Consider the following 16,931-nt stretch of genomic DNA (forward strand, 5'->3'; position numbering starts at 1 on the left):
CCGGATGATGGGACTTAATGCGTCACAATTCAAAGTATCGTCCGTTGACCACTCGCTAGCCTTTTTCAAGCCTTCGGGATGAATTGGATATCACGTAGGTCAATGCAATACCGCCCGAAGGAAATACTTTAGCCTCATTCAGTTTCAAGTGAATCTGGCCTGAAAACACCCCGAAAAGCGGTTTGCCCTTCCCCAGCAAAACCGGATTCACGATAAGTCTATACTCATCGATGAGCTCGTGTTCCGTCAAATTCCGGACGATACTGCCGCTGCCGTAAATGACCATGTCTTTTCCCGGTTGCTTCTTCAGTCGTTCAATCTCCACCGCCAGATTTCCACTTAGCGGACGGGCGTTATTCCATGTTCCCCAAGGCGTTTCTTTCAACGTCCCGGTGACTACATATTTCTGCAATTCATTTGTTCGTGCCGCAAAACTGCCTTGAGCATACGGCCAAAAGCCGGCCATCACTTCATAGGTAATCCGGCCGTAAATAATGGTATCCACCGAATCAAGCAGTTTCATTGCGTAGTCATTCAGTTCTTCATCTTGAACGAACCAATCCAGTTGCCCCCTTTCCTCCTCCATGAAGCCTTCTACCGATAACATTTCAGAGGCGATTACTTTCCGCATCAAGCTCATCCTCCCGTTGTTAAAATGACATTTAATTCCGAAGGTACACTCGCAGGATCCTATTCCAATATAGCAATGTTTTATATGTTACGTTTCTTACCGATTGCTATATAATCAGTGTTTAAGTTATATCCAGACCTCCTACGGTCCGTATTAAAAAAATTCTTTAAGAAAACTGCGCCATGCGCTGGTTTTTTTGGCGGTTACTCGTCCTCTTGAACGGCTTTTCTCTTGGGGCTTTTTCGCTTGCGTAGTTTGCTTTTCTTTTGTTTTGGTGACCGGAACCCTTTTCTCCACTTTTATATTTCGTTCTAAATTACAGTTCCAACGGATCCCGCCCTGTTTAAGCTGACGTTTAACAAGGTAACCGTTCGTTTCAAGTTCATTGATTGCCATTTCTATTGCACGTTTGCTATCCGTTTTGCTCGCCTTTGAAAGCATCTCTATCGAAAAGCCCTTTTTCCTGCTAGAGAAGATCATGTACAAAAAAAGTCCCCTGGCTCTGAAGGATATCTGGTCATCATTTAACAAGGTGTTGCCTAGCCGCAAAATCGTTTCATTTTGATTTTCTTCCATACATGTCCCCTCCTATCCATGTTAGAAAAATAAAGCCTAATTAACTTATTTGCCGGTTGGCTAACAATTCCTTCTAATGCCCTGCCGTGTTCATTTCAAAATAAAAGGCTTCTCTAAACTGGTAAGAATGAAGCAGCGGCAAAGAAATGCTTCAAATCTCGATAAAAAAGAGCCGCGTTTGGCAGCTCTTGCTTCAAATTATTCAACTATCGTTCTCCGTTAACTCAATGCTTTTTGCTGCCAGATTCCATTTAAAGACATCACAATTAAGAACCGAGGCGGAAGGTTCGCACCGGTATTCCCGTAAGTTCCTTCCTCTTGGATTCACCCGGCTCCGATTGTATGCCTGATTGTTTTGCGACTCCTGCTCAAGAACCTCGAATTTCCGAGATGATGGAGCCGAGAAACTTTTGCTGTTCAAAACTAGCTTTTTCACATAGCCCCCGTAGCAATTGATTCTCATGCTCAGTCAGATCCCGTTTAAGTGTTGAACTCATTCTTTGTTTCAAGTCGAAATACACGCCTCTTTCTTCGACCGCCCGAATATAGTGCCCGTCCGGATCATAAAAGGTGAAATAACCGAAATCATTAGTAAATACAGGTTCTTTATCAATATGGGCTCCAGCTTGTTTAATCCGTTCATGCAAAGCAAGCAAATCATTCGTTAATAACTCCACCATCGTCACGTGCCCCGTGCTGCTTGTGATAAAGAATGAACGAGGAAATACAAACTTCAATTGTGTGACATCTTCCGGTTTGGTTTCCATCAAAAAAATACCCGGACCGTTTCCATTTTTCAATGCAACATGCGCCTCTCCAAACGAATAATCTGCTGAAATCAATTCATAGCCCAACACATCACAATAAAAATCCACCGATTTTTTCAAATTTGTGACTGGAAATCTCATGCAGCAGTAACCAATCACATCTGCACCATTCGTTTTTTTGTTTAACATATATATATTCTCCTTTTTTAAATATCTATTTTTCGTTGTGAATTGCTAGATTATTTCAATCAGCAACTGACGTGCCCGAGATTAAGATAGCCATCTTTATCCAGTAGCAGTGATCCGTCGGAAGCCTTACTTGTCAAAAACCTCCATTATGACTCGCCGAATCAAGGATTGCGAGTCACAAGGGAGGTTTCGTTTATTCGGCAGGCTGCGTCCAACAATTGCGCGGATCAACCTTCATGCGAACTTGCCGACCGGGTAAGGATGCGGAGCTTGAAGGCGAATCATCCACAAGGCAAGCTCCTGCAGCAGCTCGTGCTCCTTATCTCGATGCGCCGGCTGACCGTAAAGGTTGTCCGTTTCGAGCGGATCGTTCCGGTGATCATAGAGCTGGCCGCTTCCCTCGGAGTTAAGATCAAGTTTCCAATCGCCTTTGCGCACAGTCCGGATTGAACCACACTGGGTATACATGTTGAGCGGATCATAGCCTCCTTGGCCCTCGCCGAAGTAGTCGTAGTCGAACTCGTCAAGAGAATAGCTTAAGCCGCCGGTTACTGTTTCCGGGTTGCAGGAATTTCCGCATTTACGCTCTCAAGCCATGACTTTAGGTTCTCGTCCAGCTTATGCGTAAGCTCCGGCTCGCTCCGGCTCAGATTGACAGATTCGGCTTCATCATTGCTCAGGTTGTACAGCTCCTTGCTCTCATCATCGAAGAACGAAATAATCTTCCAATCGCCTGTACGATTAGCCGCCGATGACCGTCCTCCCAGGAAATGCGGTTTTTCCAGTGGATAGTGCCAGTAAAATGAGCGATCAACGAGATCAGCCGGTATTTCGGCACCTTCCTCCAGCCCGTACATCAGAGAAGTTATCGATACGCCGTCCACGATATGATGCTTCGGAATTTGGTAGCCCAGTATTTCGGCAAAGGTTGGATAAAAATCCATATTAATCGTTGGTACGCGGCATTCCGTTCCCTTGGCCACCCTTTGCGGCCAGCTCATCGCCAGCGGGATCCGCAAGCCGCCTTCATAGGTCGTCGACTTGCCCCCGCGAAGGTGACCGTTCCTTGTAACCCTCGTCTCGCCTCCGTTATCACTAGTAAAAATAATCAGCGTATTCTGATCCAATCCAAGCTCCTCAAGCGTTTTCCGAATCATGCCTACTCCGTCGTCGACGCTTTTAAGCATGGCGGCCAGGATCGGATTATGGTGCTTGATCCAAGCCAGATCATCGGAGCTGTTTAAGCCTGCTTTTTCCGCAAAATATCGGACATCCTCAGTTTTCCCGACCAAAGTGGTATGAACGGCATAATGACTTAAGTACAAGAAGAACGGACGATCCGCATTCCGGCGAATGAACCGGACGGCTTCTTCGTTCATCCGATCCACCAAGTACTCCTCTTTTTTGCCGTCAAGCGGCTGAATGGCAGGGTCGACCAGCTTGTACGGCCAAAAATAACTGCCATTGCCGATTCCGACCTGCTCGGAAACGATGGATTCGTTAAACCCGTATTTCGTAGGACCGAATTTCACGCCATTCTGATCGTAGCCGGAAAGATGCCATTTCCCAATAATCCCGGTATGGTAGGATTGCTGCTTGAACATATCCGCCAGTGTGACCATATTCGGATCGAACCGGAAATCGGTATCCTCCGGCAGCTCGTTGTCCGCGAACGAATTCGGATTCAGCGGCAAATGCCACTCCGTATCCGGTCTTAAATAGTCCGTAATTCCGTTGCGCGGAGGAGCTTGACCCGTCATTAACGCGGCTCTGGACGGACTGCACACGGTTGAGCTCGCATACGCTGTCGTGAACCGTATGCCGCCCGCGGCAAGTGCGTCTATATTCGGTGTTTCATTAAAGGTGTTTCCGTAGCAGCCCAGCTCTCCCCATCCTAAATCATCCACCAAAATAAAGATGACGTTCGGCTTATTCTGACTCATGACTTCTGTTCCCTCCGCTTGTTTAGTTGAATATGGTGCTTCAAGCTCCAACATATTACTATTTAATAATAAAAATAGGTATTGCGTTCCTCCCACATCCGGAAGGAACGTTTTTATATTCACCTCATCCAGTCGAAAAAAATGCTGTTCCTCCCAATCTTTCAACCGAAGGAAACTCTTTATAGGTTTTTATTATTTGCTGTAAGACGCAATCGACTTGTTCGCGCGCTCCTCTGCTTCCCTAAGCGCCGTATTGATATCCTTCTCACCCTTCACAATTTCGTCGGCCGCCTTGTTAATTTCCGGGTTAACGAGGTTGTCGTATACGTTGCCGCGATTGATCGGCTGATGCTTGTGTTTGAACGGCGCGGCAATATTTTTGCCCTTCAGCGATGCATAGTCTTGACCGAACGCCTTCTTGATCGCGTCATCCTTCAATACAGCCGGACGGGCTGCCTTGGACATCGCCATCTGGTTCTCCTTGCTCGTAATCGCTTTCAGCGCAAGGAATGCCTGGTCCGAATATTTGCTTTGAGCGGAGATTGTCATAATTTGCAGCGGCGTGTCCACCTCAAGCGGTTTGCCCGGCATCGAAGGGAAGGTGACCATATCCCAATTAAACACGTCGCCGGCTTTATAATTTTCTTCCAGAAGCCCCAGCCCGCCGTTAAAGGTTGCCATCATGGCTACATTCTTGTTGTCGCGGAACATCTTTTCGGACGGGTTGCCTTCGTTGCCCGGAATCATGCGCAGCTGCCTGTAAATATCCATCGCCTGCTTCCAGCTTTCGGTCGTCAGCTTCGCCTTGCCGGATGCATCGTACTTCTCCTGCAGCATCGTCAACGAAAGCCGCGACGCAACCATCGCGCCGATGCCTTTGTACGAGATGCCATCCACCGTCTTCGTCACCTTGCGCGCCAGCTCGATCGTCTCCGGCCACGTCATGCCGTCCTTCGGATAAGCGATGCCGAAGCGATCGAATATATCCTTGTTATAGAGCAGAATCGGGAAGCCGAGAGAGAACGGCATCGAGTAAATTTGGCCTTTGTCCCCGTAACGCTTGATCATCTCGATGGTGGACGATTCGAAATCGTTCAGGTTGACATCGTACTTTTTGATCAACGGGTTCAAATCAAGCTGCATATCCAGCTTTTGCAGCACCGGCACGTCGAGTATGCCCGAATAGATCATATCCGGGATGAACCCCGCCGTGATCATGCTTTCGAAATTTTCCCCTTGCTGGTATTTGCGATATTCGACCGTAATGAACGGATATTTCGCCTTGACCGGGTCGGCGATCATCGTTTTGAATTCCTCGTCCGATATGCCCGAACCGAGCGTCGCCATCGTAAGCGTTACCGGCGTCTGGTCCAGCACGGCATTGGCGCCGGGCTCCGGCTGCTCCGACTCTCCTCCGCTGCAGCCCGTCAATGCCAAGCTCATTGCGATTGCAGACGCCATTAGTACCTTGGATTTCTCTCTCAACATCTGTGTTCCCCCCGGTTTCATATTTGTATATGGAAAATGGTTGGAGCCGCATATCCAGTAGAGCTATGAGCGCACGTTCATGATCGGAAATCATTGTGTTCCCCTCACCACGGCGCAATCTTCTCGGGCAGCGGATCGATCGTCTCCGCCATACGATGGCAAAGCAGCTCCATCATCCGAAGCTTGACGATCGCATGCTCGGACGAGCTCCACAAATTCCGGCTTTCCCCCGGATCCGCCTCCAGATCGTAAAGCTCGCCGTCCTGACGCGTATGATACACTACAAGCTTATGCGTACGGTCTCGTACCATCATCGCGTACTCCATGCCGTACGGCTTCCTGTTGCTTTCGTAAGCTTCACAATACACGTCGCTGCGATGCTCCGCCGTCTCGCCGTTGAGCAGCTTCATCAGAGATTTCCCTTGCATGCCGGGGGAACGCTCGATACCGGCTGCCTCCAGGAACGTCGGAGCAAGATCGACAAGTTCGACGAAAGTGGACAGGCGAACAGGCTGCTTGACGACGGCAGGCCACGAAACGATCAGCGGCACGTGTACGGAAGGCTCATAGAAATGCGCCCCCTTCAAATAGACGCCGTGATCGCCGAGCAGCTCTCCGTGGTCCGACATGAACACGACGATCGTATTGTCCAGCTGTCCGGTACGCTCCAGCGCCTCGAGCATACGGCCGACCTGGTCGTCGATCAATTCGACCATCGCGTAGTATGCCGCCGTCAAATACCGGTGATCGGAATCGGCCATTTTGTTGAACGGGTACAGCTTCGGATTGGCGTAAGCACCTTGATGGTCTCTTCTCTGGCCGCTCGTTTTCGACTCCGGCTCGCCCTCGTAATAGTTCGGCAGCGGCAGCTCGTCAAGCATGTCCAGATACCGCTTCAGGTAGCTTTCCGGCGGATCGAACGGATGGTGAGGAGCAAAGATGTTGACCGAGAACACCCACGGCTGCTGCTTCCCCTCGTGGGCTTTGATGAAATCGATCGCTTTCTCCGCGCACCAGGCCGCTTGATGATCCTCCGCGTCCGGACCGTACGCCACATATTCGCAGCCTTCCACCGGCCGTGCGGCAAACTTCTTGCCCTTGGCCCGCAGCCACTGGCTGTATTCGTTCGTCGCCCAATCATCCTTCGGATGGTGAGACCAATGGAACATATCGTATCCGTCGTCGATTCTGCGCTCAGTTCCGTGAGATACCCTCGGGAAGCAGGCGGACAGATGCAGCTTGCCGGACAGTCCGCACGTGTAGCCTGCATCGTGCAGCAGCTTGGTCACGAGCACCTCGCTGTCCGGAATGTTCTGCCCGTTCTTGCGCAGCCGGACCGTGCGCGGATAACGGCCGGTCAGGAAGCTTCCCCTGCTCGGCGCGCAAACCGTCGATTGACTGTATGCGCTTTCAAACAACACGCCGTTTGAAGCAAGCCTGTCGATATTCGGCGTGTTAACGTATCGGTTGCCGTAGCAGCCAAGTGAATCGAACCGCTGCTGGTCGGTGCAAATCCATAGTATATTTGGTTTGTCGCTCATGCAATGTACCTCCATAAATGTTGTAAACGATTATGTGTCAAACTATATCATTGATTCGTCCGGCATTATATAACCCAATCGATTACATATGTTTCATTTTCGATTAACGGATTAACGCTTGACAATGAACCGAAGGAAGGGCTTGCCCCCGGACATCCAATCTGCAGAGACAAGCCCTTCCTTCAAAGGCGGGCTCCCGGTTATGGCTTGGGAGCTATATTCGAAAAGCCTACGCTCGCATCTCCGCTGCCGTTCTCCCCTTTCAGTTTGTAATAATAGGTGACGCCCGATTGAAGATTGGTATCCGTCCACGATGTGCCGGTCACATTATTGGCCACCTGGGTATACCCGGTATCGGGCTGGGTGCTTCTGTACACCTTGAAGCTCGTTGCGTTCGGTACCCGGATGATGACCTCGTCGAAATAAGTGTCCTGGTTCGCCCACAGCCCGGCCTCGCCGGACCCGATCGAGCTGTCTGTCACATCGATGATCAATTTGTCGTTGACCATCGCCTTAAGCCTAGTTCCTTCCAAAACGAGCCTCACATTCATGTCGGCCACATTCGGTTTGACGCCCTGCGCCGACAGCTCGGTCAGCGTCTTGGATGCGATCAGGACGGTCGTGCCGTTCACATATTTGGCCAGCCGGAACGATGTGGTGCTGTTATCATACGTAAAATAATAGTAATTGTTAATGTCCTGGAACCGGCCAATTACGCCGACTTTTCCCGAACTATCATAGCTCGTGACGTCGATATTCGCTTCGATCTCGTAGTCGTCCCACGAAGCCGATCCGCGCGTCACGATTTGCTGGCCGCTCGCGGTCGCCTTGTACACCTTCGTCGCTCTCGACGTATCAGGATGGTTGACGGCGGTGTAAGCCGATCCGGCCTGCACCGTCCATCCGCTCGACGTTCCGTCTCCATCCTCGAAGAAGCCCATGAACGTTTCGTCGTAGGAAGGCTCCCATGTTAACGTAGCGGTCGTAGCTGTCTTGGCCGATACTTTGACGTCATGCGGAGCGAACGGATTGTTCGTGTTCGGATAGGCGGGATCCTCCGCAGAGTACGCGCTCGTTCCATACGCGTTGTAAGCGGCAACCTGGAACCAATATTTTTGCCCGTTATTTAATCCTTCAACCAGTGTGCCTACAGCGTTGTCGACATCGATCGGCGAGCCGCAGCTTCCGCCGTCCAGCTTGTAGCGGACCTTGTATCCGGTCGCTCCCGGAACGGACTGCCACTCCACACCTACGGCGCCGCTTCTTTCGACGTAAGCGGAACGCAGCAGCGGAGTCGCCGGCACGGCCGTCGTCAAGCTCAGAACGTTTGCCGAAGCGGTCGTGCCGCTCGTTCCAACTGCCTCAACTTTGAAGTAAAAGGTCGTATTGGCCGACAAGCCCGTTACCACGTAGGAAGATATACAGGAGGAAATTTCCGGAATCATATTCGTCAAGCTTGACGGAGACGTGCCGTACTTGATCGTGTAAGAATTCGCTCCGTCGGCCGGAAGCCATTTCAGGCTCGCTGCGCCAGTTGTCACAGCGTCAGCATGCGTAATCCACGGCTCTTGCGGCATCTTGTCCGCTTGCGGGCTCGCCGGCGACCATTCCAGACGCACGATCGCGTACGCCGGAATCGATATCGGATTGGCTGCGCCGCTCGCCGTTTGCTCCTGCACCAATTGCGGAGCCGCAGCAGAATTTCGGGCAAGCGGATTGCCGTTCGGCGCCGCCGCGTATACCTTGGTGAACGTACCGCCGTAAGGAGTCCCATTCAGTTGCACAGCAGCCGTATGAGCCTTGTCCGACTTGTTCGTAATGACAAGATAGTTCTTGTTGCCGTAGCTTCCGCGGAACGCCTGCGCATAGATCGCCGGCATCGCGGCGCTGTTCAGCCGGTCTACATCAGCCCCGCCCGTAACGGTTGTACCCCAATAGGACGAGCTGTTGTTCACCGCCAAATCCATGATATGCGTATACACGGCAGGAGCGGCGAAATAGAAGTCGAAATCGTAGCCGGTCGCGTCCGCCTTCTGCCCCCGCTGATATAGGTCTATTGACGCGTTCATATACCGGTTGGCAGGCTGCAGGTATCCGTTAAACAACCGGAATCCGCCCATGTACTTAATATTGGAGCTCGTGTTCGTCCCGTACCGCTGCAGCAGCGTACGCAGCAGTGTCTCTGCATTGTAGATGCCGTGGTAGGCCGTTTCGCCGACTTTTCCACCGAGATCGACCCCGTTCTCGGGGATAAACGCCGGTTGACTCGTATTTTGCATTCTGGCAATGTACCCATTATTAATAACCGAAACGTGGGTGGCAATCGCTTCATTGGTGTCCTTCAAATCAGTTGCAACGCCTCCCTTGTAGCGATGGAAGTTAATGCCGTCCCAATATGGATTCGAATAGTTGTAGATCGCATTGTTCCAATTGGAGTCCGGTGTGTTATGGTAGGAGATGAGTACTTTAGCGTCGGGCAGCACATCCTTGATCGTATCGCGATAAGGCTTCATTTTCGCCAAATAATCGGGGGTGTTCGCATATATTTTCGGGTCGCTCTGGTAGAAGAACGGCTCGTTGCCGAGCTCCCAGTAAAGGACCGGGATGTTGTTGTCCTTGACGAACTTGGCCAAATCGTATACCTTGCTGACCGGGTCCATCGCCGGATTGATCGCTATGGCCGTCCGCGCGCCTACCTTTTGGAGAAAGTCCTTGAAATCGGATAGCCTTTCCGGAATTTGCGTAGACCGCTGCATTTTATAGAAGTCCATATACTTGTAGTAGTTCGCTTCGGCATGCTCGTTGTGCTGGTAATATTGCGCCAAATATTCCGTATCCGTCAAACCTGTCTTCCAGTTGAAAAAGTTCACGTTCGTGCCGCCCGGCCAACGGATCCAGCCGAGATCAAGCGCCTTGGTCCAATCAATGACGTTCTGGTCGGTAAATTCGACAATTCCTTTCTGAAACTCGTTGTTCAACCCCCGGTAGCCATATGCATAATGGTCCTCGCTGCCCGTATTGACATTAATCGTTACGGCACAGGGAGCCGTCGTGCAACCTGCCGCATCGGCGACCTGTTCCCTCGCAGTCGGCATCGTTATGGCAACGAGACTTGCCGTCAGGCACACATAAAATACGAGCTTGCTCCTTGCCAGAAATATGCGAAAGGAAAAAAAGCTCCGTTTGTCCATTACTGTGACACCTCCGTCATTTTCGTACAGTTTCTCGGCGCTCCCGCCGGGCTTTGCGGCATATTCGCCTAAACATGACTGACATGCTCCCGTTGAGCCGATGTATGAACCGACCGCTAGAGTCCGCTTATTATTACCGCTTACAATACCTCCCTGCCAAGATTTGTTTATCAATGTACCACCTTGCCCGATCGAAAGATATAACAATTCCGATTACTAATTTCTCTATATCGATTAATGCAAGTAAGTTCCCCGGAGGTGCTGTACAGCATAGCTATGGGCTTGTTCGATTCTTTAACGGAGGCTTTTTCTGTGAAGTTTGAGATGCACGAATGAACGCTAGAACGCTATAGAACTGCCTTTACTGTACACATTTGGCCAGAATCAGTATTGGAGTGTGTTGGTGATGATAAAGCCCCAAACTATCATGCAGGAGGTATGATGGAAAAACATGAATGTTCTTGCGTGCAGAAAGTTCTCGTTGCTTTTACTCTTAAGCGAACTTTAACTTTGCGGCGTAAAAAAAGAAGAACCTGGCGAAAATCGAATATCGCAGGTTCTTCCCAGTCTCATGAATAATCGTTACTTTAGCGGCAGAAGCTTCCACCTCCAATCTCCTCTTGAGACGAATCCATTATTTGACCTTTCAGTCCATTCACGCTTTCGGATGCGAACACTTCTCTCTTCCGCTGTATATGTTAATGCTTATCAGCTTCCTCCCTGTACCGTTTTCGGTACTCTCTAGCACTCAAGCCCTCCAATTTGAGGAACGATCGGCTGAACATATTTTGGTTCTGATAGCCGATCATTTCCGCAATGTCGCGGATTGGAATTTGCGTATTGACGAGTAACTCCTTCGTCCGCTTCATTCTGGCCTGCTGCAAATATTCCATAGGCGATATGCCGAACGTCTTGCGGAACAGTAGCCGCAGATGACTCTCGCTAATATAGATGTATCGCGCTAAATCTCCGATTTTCATAGTTTGATTCATATGTCTCTCAATATAGCTGCATGCCGCCTGAAGTCTCGGATCGATCGTCACCGGCTGCTCGAGCAGCAACGGACGCATCAGCCTGTAAAATTGATAAAACCAGGTGACGAACAAGCTTTGTACGTACAGTAGCGCCTCGGTCTCCTCCGTACTGACGTTTGCAGCTTTTTTCTGGGCTTCGAGCTCCGAGATGTCCTTGATGCCCAACTGGCACAAAATGTGATTCGTCTCTTTCAGAAGCGAGTAAGATAAATCGACAAGCTCCTGGAAACGAGTCTGGTCCTGAATGGCCGTCGAGATCGGAAACCTATGCATGTCCACAAATTCAAGCGAGCCAAGCCTCAGGTCGCAGCAAACTGTAATATACTGAAATAGCTCACGGTCGTTCGCATCCGCCTCTACGTTGCGTATCGTATGTGGAGGGATGACGACCAAATCGCCACGTTTGATTTCATACGTCTTCTCACGAATCATAATATGCCTTCTGCCGCCCAATATGAGCCAAATGATCGTGTGAGGATAGGCGATTTTGCCGATACCTTCATCCGGCCTGAATTTCCATTCAATAATCCAGTTCAATCTCAAGGAGAGCTCTTTGAGAAAACTTACAGCTTGAATGTGTCCCAAATTCCGGCACCTCTTTTGAAGCAACATTTACATTCTATTATAATGTTTTCACAAGAAGACTACCAGATGATCCGGATGCTGCCTCCTAGCTCCATCAAAACCCCTCATTTCAGCAACGATCAGGAGGCCGTATGGGCATCCTGCAAGCTGCGTTTTTTACCTCTAAGCGATAAGACTAAACTAATAAACAAGGTTAGGCACGCCAGCATATATGGGTAACTCACATCCAAGTCGAATAAAAAACCTGCTGCAATAGGCCCTGCAATATTGCCAAGACTGGTAAAGGCAGAGTTCAAGCCAGCAACATAGCCTTGCTGATCCTTAGCCTGCATTGACATTTGCGTACTGATCGCCGGTCGTAAGATATCGATCGCCAAAAATACAATAAAGGTAACGGCAAAAATCATCCAGAATTGGTGAACGAAAAGTGTCATCAGAATAAACAGACCCGCAAAGAAAAGGCACAGGGATATGACCCGCTGCTCCCCTAAACGCTTCAATATCCAGCTGAAGGCAGTAACCTGAACCACAGCGCCGGCTATGGACCCGAACGTTATGATAAAGGCGATATCTTTTGGCTCAAACCCGAATTTTTGATCCACAAACAGTCCAAAGACCGTTTCAAAATTAGCAAGCCCGAACGACATAACAAAAACGATGATCAAGCTTAAAAAATAGGGCTCTCTATAGGAATACCTCAATTGTGAAAGAAGACCTCTCCGTTCCACTGCGTTAGGTGCAGTATCCGATATATTTTCTTTTGAGGAGAGCGATTCCCGAAGTATCAACAATGTGAGACATGCTGCAAAAATCCCCGCAGCAGCCGCGGCGTAAAAGGGCACGCGGATGCCAAATTCTGCAATATAACCGCCAATTCCTGGTCCGATTATAAACCCTGTTGTAATTGCTGCGGTAATGTACCCCATCCCCGCCGCGCGTTCTTCTTGCGTCGTGATATCCGCCGCATAAGCCATAATGGCCGGCATAATCAAAGCGGCACTGATACCACCGAGCATCCTCGAAACAAAGAGCAGAGTCGGTGAACTGGCTAACCCGAACAGCCCCTCAGAGCAGGCGAAAACGATCATGCCGATAACAATCATCCTTTTTCTGCCGAAGGAATCGGCCAACCGGCCGGCCAATGGCGAACAAAGAAGCTGCGTTAGCGAAAAAGCGGCAACCATTAGGCCGAGGATCCCCCCGGTAATGCCCAGACTCTCCATGAATTTAGGCATAATGGGGATGACAAGGCCGATCCCCGAGAAAACCAGAAGTAGATTGAACATGAGAATCAGTAAGGCTCCCCGATGTTTTGTCAATAATGCCATTCGTAATTCCTCCATAATCACAAATACTGAATATTCATTCAGGATAATACCAAAAAAAAGGGGCTAGCGGGTCCGCTTGGCAATGCCGAGCAGAAACACATCCATAGCCAACCGATACGCTGCCAGCGCTTCCTCTCGATCCATTCTCCGGCTATGTTGGTTTAGCCCGAGCATCAGACCGTCCAAAATAATGGCGAGCCCGGTAACATTCGCAATTTCGAATTCATCATGATCGATTCCCCTCTGCAGCAGCTGCCGATTAAAGTCAATGTATCCTTTTACCATTTCGTTGATTCGCTCCTCCACCTCCGGGGCTTTCTCTGAATTGTTGAAAAACTCATCAGCGGCCTTCGTCAGCGGATGACTCAGTTGATCGAGCGCCAAATATTCGGCCATGCCATATAATTTCTCGGTTGTGGTAGCGTACAGCTTTTCCTTGGCCAGCCATGTCTTATCCCATTCCCTGTTCCAGTCTTCAAGTAAATATAAAAAAAGTCCTTCTTTGTTCTTAAAATGATAATAAATGTTACCGGCACTGCACCCGGTCGCTTTAACAATGTCTTCAATGGAAGTTGCTTTATAGCCCTTTTGAGCAAATAAAGATCTTGCTGAATCAGCGATCTTCTTCTTCGTTTGCTCGGTTTGCTGCTTCTTTTTATTCACGCAAAAATTCACCACTTTCTGGCCGATAGATTCTTTAAGATGAAAATCCACTTACAATACTGAACATATATTCAGTATTATAGGCGATGAGTGAAGTCTTTGCAAACCTTAGATCCATCGCCGCTCTATCGCACCCTTTTGATAATCATCACATTGATCCACATCGCCTTCGCTGGTGGGCACTCATGTTACCGCGTAAGGCCAATTCCAGTTCTTCTTTCTTTTTCTTGAGTGTCCGTCGCGCGAAGGCTGCGAGCTTTTCCGGATCTTCCTCTCCCTCGATCATGGCATTCATCATGTCAGGGCTGCTCACCCCCATGATGTTGAAGACAACAGCAGCAAGCTAAATTGCTGAACTTTGCGTGATGAACGCAAAACTTTGCGCGGTTGTACCTGATATTTGCGCGCGGCAAAGCTGCATTCCACCTTATGATGAGAATATCGATAATAGCGATAAGGAGCATCATCGCTGCGGCATAAAAAGCAAAAATATGGGTCAGAGGAGAATTCTAAGATGAAGTTATTATTACGTGTCGTTGTCTATGTAATGACTTTCGTTGTACTTTTCGGAGGGTTCGGTGCGTTTGGGTATATTCACTCAAATCATGCATATTGGATTCCCACTCGGCAAACACCAATGCCTGCCTTACAAGACGTGAGCGTCCCTGAACATAATCCGAAAAAACCTACAGTAGCTGTCCTTTTATCCAATCCGACGACAGAAGTGTTCGATTTTATGGTTCCGTATGAAATGTTCGCCATGACTGAGTCTTATAACGTATACGCAGTTGCCCCGGACAAAAACATGAAAACACTCTCTGGCGGTTTGGATCTGATGCCGCACTATTCTTTGGATGAACTGGATCGATTATTAGGAAAAAGTCCCGACCTTATTGTGATTCCGGCCATGCCAATGGTAGACGAAGCAAAGTATAAACCTGTCCGGGATTGGATACAAAAACATTCTGATACGAAGTTGTTAAGCATTTGCGCTGGAGGGTTGAATCTGGCCGATACAGGTTTATTAAAAGGGAAAGAAGCAACTACCGACTGGAAAAGTTTTGATTATCATGAAATCGATAAATATCCTGAAACAAAGTGGAGAAGGGATGTGCGTTATGTCGCAGACGGGAACATCGTCGCTTCAGCAGCTCTCACTTCAGGAATCGATGCCGTCCTCTATGTGATCTCACAGCAATTAGGCGAACCTATGGCGGAGAAAATAGCGAAAGAGATGAATTACCCTTCCTATCATTTCGTAAAGAATCCGAAGGTAGACCCTTATTATGTAGATCGAACCGAATTGATATTTATGTTTAACCAAGCATTCCAATGGAACAAAAAAAGCGCAGGGGTATTGTTATATAACGGGATGGATGACGGAGCACTTACAACGATTTTTGATACCTATGCCGCTTCCGGAACAACAAAGGTTTACACCATCTCAGAAGCCAAGCAGCCAATCGTTACGAAGTATCATCTTAACCTTGTCACCCGATATCAAATGTCGAATGCGCCGAAGCTGGATCGAATGTTCGTTCCGGGAGTGGAAGCGGAATCTTTCGCTGCGGCAGATGTCAAACAGTGGAACGAAAAGGGAAATAACGTGTTGCCTGAGTTCATTCACAGCGGCTCCGCTGACAGATTTATCTTTGATGCTCCGCTTGAGGATTTAGCCAAGCAAGAAGATGTCCTAACCGCTATATATGGCGCAAAGCGATTGGAATACCGTGCAACCAATCTAAACATAGAAGGCAAACCGTTTTCCTATGAAGCTTTCGGTATACCCGTTTTGCTTAGTTTAGCAGCATTGCTTATTGCTTCCTATATTGATAGACGATTCATTCGAAAAGTGAAGAGCGGTCGTCATCAATCATTAGCACGTTCATAGGAGGAATATTCACTTACGTGGAAGTAAGTAGAATCCGGTATCCCATTCTCCTGCCCGTTAACGTAATGGAGGCTGCCGACAAGCCAGCAGCCTCCATTAGTATGTGCTACTGCGCTATTGTATCCCGTTAGGTTAATGATCAGTATTCTGTTAGTTACTTTTTGTAAAAAAAAGCTTAGCTGGACCGAAAGGAGGTCCTAGTCTAAGCTTATTAGTGCTATTAATGAATGTAGGACTCGTTGGCTACCCAGGCTCCTCCTTCGTCCGTACTCCGGTAGAACATCGATGCCGATCGAAGGGCCCCTTTTACTGCAGCTTCCACGGTAGGAAAGCGGTTTTCCTCTGAAAAATCCGGATCAGCCTGATCTGCTCCCCGATAATAGTGGCTGAGCTCATAAAAGTAATCGTCCATCCGGTTTCTTAAAATTCGAATTCCAATTTCTTTACCATCAATGCGAGCTTTAAACGACGAGACGATCTCAAGCACCGCTTGGATATCCGCATGAATATGCTCGAGCTCCGATAAATCGAACATTAAGGTTTCCCTCCCTTCCACTGCCATAATCTGCTTACATTATACCTTCATCTACAAGCTTTTATACTCAAGCGGGCTGCTTTAGCGCCAACGAATAATATGCATAACTAATGAGTGCTTTCCAAAGTGCACCATATTAAGAAAAAGCGATGGATCAGTTCCGTCGTCCCGCGCTAACGTTCTCCGTTAACTCCTGTAGGCGTTAATAGATTCATTTGCAGAAAAAGAGACGCACCACTAGGATGAGTATGTACTGGGTTGTAGCCCTCTGAACTCACACCTAGGAGGCGTATCAAATAATTAATATAACAAGGTGCTGCATTTTTTTCTTTGTCTGTGGTGTTACGAGCCTTATGGCCGCCTTTTGCCGCCGATCTACTTTCCTTTGCTCACCCAGAACGTGATGCGTTCGCCATTTTTCACGGCATTACCGGGAGTAAGATCTTGCTTGAACACGACCCCTTTGTCGGCGGCATTCGATTCCAGGTAAAACTGATATCGAAGCCCAGAGGCAATTGCTATCTTTTCGGCATCCTCCCTTGTATGAGCGACCAAATCCGGGACAATAC

The 16,931-nt window shown here is 48.8% G+C and carries 14 protein-coding genes; 2 read left to right on the forward strand and 12 right to left on the reverse strand.

Going from position 1 to position 16,931, the window contains the following annotated elements:
• Positions 1-55: 55 nt before the first annotated feature.
• The 3 genes from ACFQI7_RS08695 to ACFQI7_RS08705 form a co-directional block, all read right to left on the reverse strand.
• Complete coding sequence (locus tag ACFQI7_RS08695) at positions 56-631, reverse strand: dihydrofolate reductase family protein (protein WP_218098886.1); 576 nt, start codon at positions 629-631, stop codon at positions 56-58.
• Positions 632-784: 153 nt separating this feature from the next.
• Positions 785-1,207, reverse strand: coding sequence for a hypothetical protein (locus ACFQI7_RS08700; RefSeq protein WP_218098887.1), 423 nt, complete (start codon positions 1,205-1,207; stop codon positions 785-787).
• Positions 1,208-1,575: 368 nt separating this feature from the next.
• Positions 1,576-2,163, reverse strand: a complete 588-nt coding sequence (locus ACFQI7_RS08705; RefSeq protein ID WP_218098888.1) for a VOC family protein — start codon at positions 2,161-2,163, stop codon at positions 1,576-1,578.
• A 270-nt stretch (positions 2,164-2,433) separates the two neighbouring features.
• Here ACFQI7_RS08705 and ACFQI7_RS08710 point away from each other — a divergent pair, with 270 nt between their 5' ends.
• Positions 2,434-2,613, forward strand: coding sequence for a hypothetical protein (locus ACFQI7_RS08710; RefSeq protein WP_218098889.1), 180 nt, complete (start codon positions 2,434-2,436; stop codon positions 2,611-2,613).
• Positions 2,614-2,711: 98 nt separating this feature from the next.
• Here ACFQI7_RS08710 and ACFQI7_RS08715 read toward each other — a convergent pair whose 3' ends face one another.
• The 7 genes from ACFQI7_RS08715 to ACFQI7_RS08745 form a co-directional block, all read right to left on the reverse strand.
• A complete protein-coding gene (locus ACFQI7_RS08715; RefSeq protein WP_218098890.1) occupies positions 2,712-4,106 on the reverse strand; it encodes a sulfatase in 1,395 nt (464 codons plus the stop codon).
• Between the two features lie 192 nt (positions 4,107-4,298).
• Positions 4,299-5,594 (reverse strand): ABC transporter substrate-binding protein, encoded by a 1,296-nt coding sequence (locus ACFQI7_RS08720; RefSeq protein WP_218098891.1) that lies wholly within the window; start codon positions 5,592-5,594, stop codon positions 4,299-4,301.
• Positions 5,595-5,698: 104 nt separating this feature from the next.
• Positions 5,699-7,135 carry a sulfatase family protein gene (locus ACFQI7_RS08725; RefSeq protein WP_218098892.1) on the reverse strand — a complete coding sequence of 479 codons (1,437 nt, stop codon included), beginning with the start codon at positions 7,133-7,135 and terminating at the stop codon, positions 5,699-5,701.
• 200 nt (positions 7,136-7,335) lie between these two features.
• On the reverse strand, positions 7,336-10,326 hold the full coding sequence (locus ACFQI7_RS08730; protein ID WP_218098893.1) for a fibronectin type III domain-containing protein: 2,991 nt from the start codon (positions 10,324-10,326) through the stop codon (positions 7,336-7,338).
• Positions 10,327-11,024: 698 nt separating this feature from the next.
• Entirely contained in the window at positions 11,025-11,945 is a 921-nt protein-coding gene (locus ACFQI7_RS08735) for an AraC family transcriptional regulator (RefSeq protein ID WP_218098894.1), read from the reverse strand.
• A 119-nt stretch (positions 11,946-12,064) separates the two neighbouring features.
• Positions 12,065-13,273 carry an MFS transporter gene (locus ACFQI7_RS08740; RefSeq protein WP_218098895.1) on the reverse strand — a complete coding sequence of 403 codons (1,209 nt, stop codon included), beginning with the start codon at positions 13,271-13,273 and terminating at the stop codon, positions 12,065-12,067.
• A gap of 63 nt (positions 13,274-13,336) precedes the next feature.
• Positions 13,337-13,936 (reverse strand): TetR/AcrR family transcriptional regulator, encoded by a 600-nt coding sequence (locus tag ACFQI7_RS08745; RefSeq protein WP_218098896.1) that lies wholly within the window; start codon positions 13,934-13,936, stop codon positions 13,337-13,339.
• A gap of 514 nt (positions 13,937-14,450) precedes the next feature.
• Here ACFQI7_RS08745 and ACFQI7_RS08750 point away from each other — a divergent pair.
• On the forward strand, positions 14,451-15,827 hold the full coding sequence (locus ACFQI7_RS08750; RefSeq protein ID WP_218098897.1) for a DJ-1/PfpI family protein: 1,377 nt from the start codon (positions 14,451-14,453) through the stop codon (positions 15,825-15,827).
• 220 nt (positions 15,828-16,047) lie between these two features.
• Here the strand turns inward: ACFQI7_RS08750 and ACFQI7_RS08755 are convergent, their stop codons facing one another.
• Together ACFQI7_RS08755 and ACFQI7_RS08760 are read right to left on the reverse strand one after the other, a co-directional pair.
• The gene (locus tag ACFQI7_RS08755) at positions 16,048-16,362 is read right to left on the reverse strand and encodes a hypothetical protein (protein ID WP_218098898.1); all 315 of its coding nucleotides are present in this window, start codon (positions 16,360-16,362) and stop codon (positions 16,048-16,050) included.
• Positions 16,363-16,737: 375 nt separating this feature from the next.
• A partial coding sequence (locus ACFQI7_RS08760; RefSeq protein ID WP_377516742.1) for a PASTA domain-containing protein occupies positions 16,738-16,931 on the reverse strand: 194 nt, incomplete at its 5' end.

Origin of the sequence: Paenibacillus allorhizosphaerae, from assembly GCF_042659105.1 — a bacterium.
Taxonomy (GTDB): domain Bacteria; phylum Bacillota; class Bacilli; order Paenibacillales; family NBRC-103111; genus Paenibacillus_G; species Paenibacillus_G allorhizosphaerae.

Excerpts from the sequence above, each read along its gene's own strand:
- ACFQI7_RS08695 (WP_218098886.1), bottom strand. The coding sequence starts at position 631 with ATGCGGAAAGTAATCGCCTCTGAAATGTTATCGGTAGAAGGCTTCATG.
- ACFQI7_RS08700 (WP_218098887.1), bottom strand. The coding sequence starts at position 1,207 with ATGGAAGAAAATCAAAATGAAACGATTTTGCGGCTAGGCAACACCTTG.
- ACFQI7_RS08705 (WP_218098888.1), bottom strand. The coding sequence starts at position 2,163 with ATGTTAAACAAAAAAACGAATGGTGCAGATGTGATTGGTTACTGCTGC.
- ACFQI7_RS08715 (WP_218098890.1), bottom strand. The coding sequence starts at position 4,106 with ATGAGTCAGAATAAGCCGAACGTCATCTTTATTTTGGTGGATGATTTA.
- ACFQI7_RS08720 (WP_218098891.1), bottom strand. The coding sequence starts at position 5,594 with ATGTTGAGAGAGAAATCCAAGGTACTAATGGCGTCTGCAATCGCAATG.
- ACFQI7_RS08725 (WP_218098892.1), bottom strand. The coding sequence starts at position 7,135 with ATGAGCGACAAACCAAATATACTATGGATTTGCACCGACCAGCAGCGG.
- ACFQI7_RS08730 (WP_218098893.1), bottom strand. The coding sequence starts at position 10,326 with ATGGACAAACGGAGCTTTTTTTCCTTTCGCATATTTCTGGCAAGGAGC.
- ACFQI7_RS08740 (WP_218098895.1), bottom strand. The coding sequence starts at position 13,273 with ATGGCATTATTGACAAAACATCGGGGAGCCTTACTGATTCTCATGTTC.
- ACFQI7_RS08750 (WP_218098897.1), top strand. The coding sequence starts at position 14,451 with ATGAAGTTATTATTACGTGTCGTTGTCTATGTAATGACTTTCGTTGTA.
- ACFQI7_RS08755 (WP_218098898.1), bottom strand. The coding sequence starts at position 16,362 with ATGTTCGATTTATCGGAGCTCGAGCATATTCATGCGGATATCCAAGCG.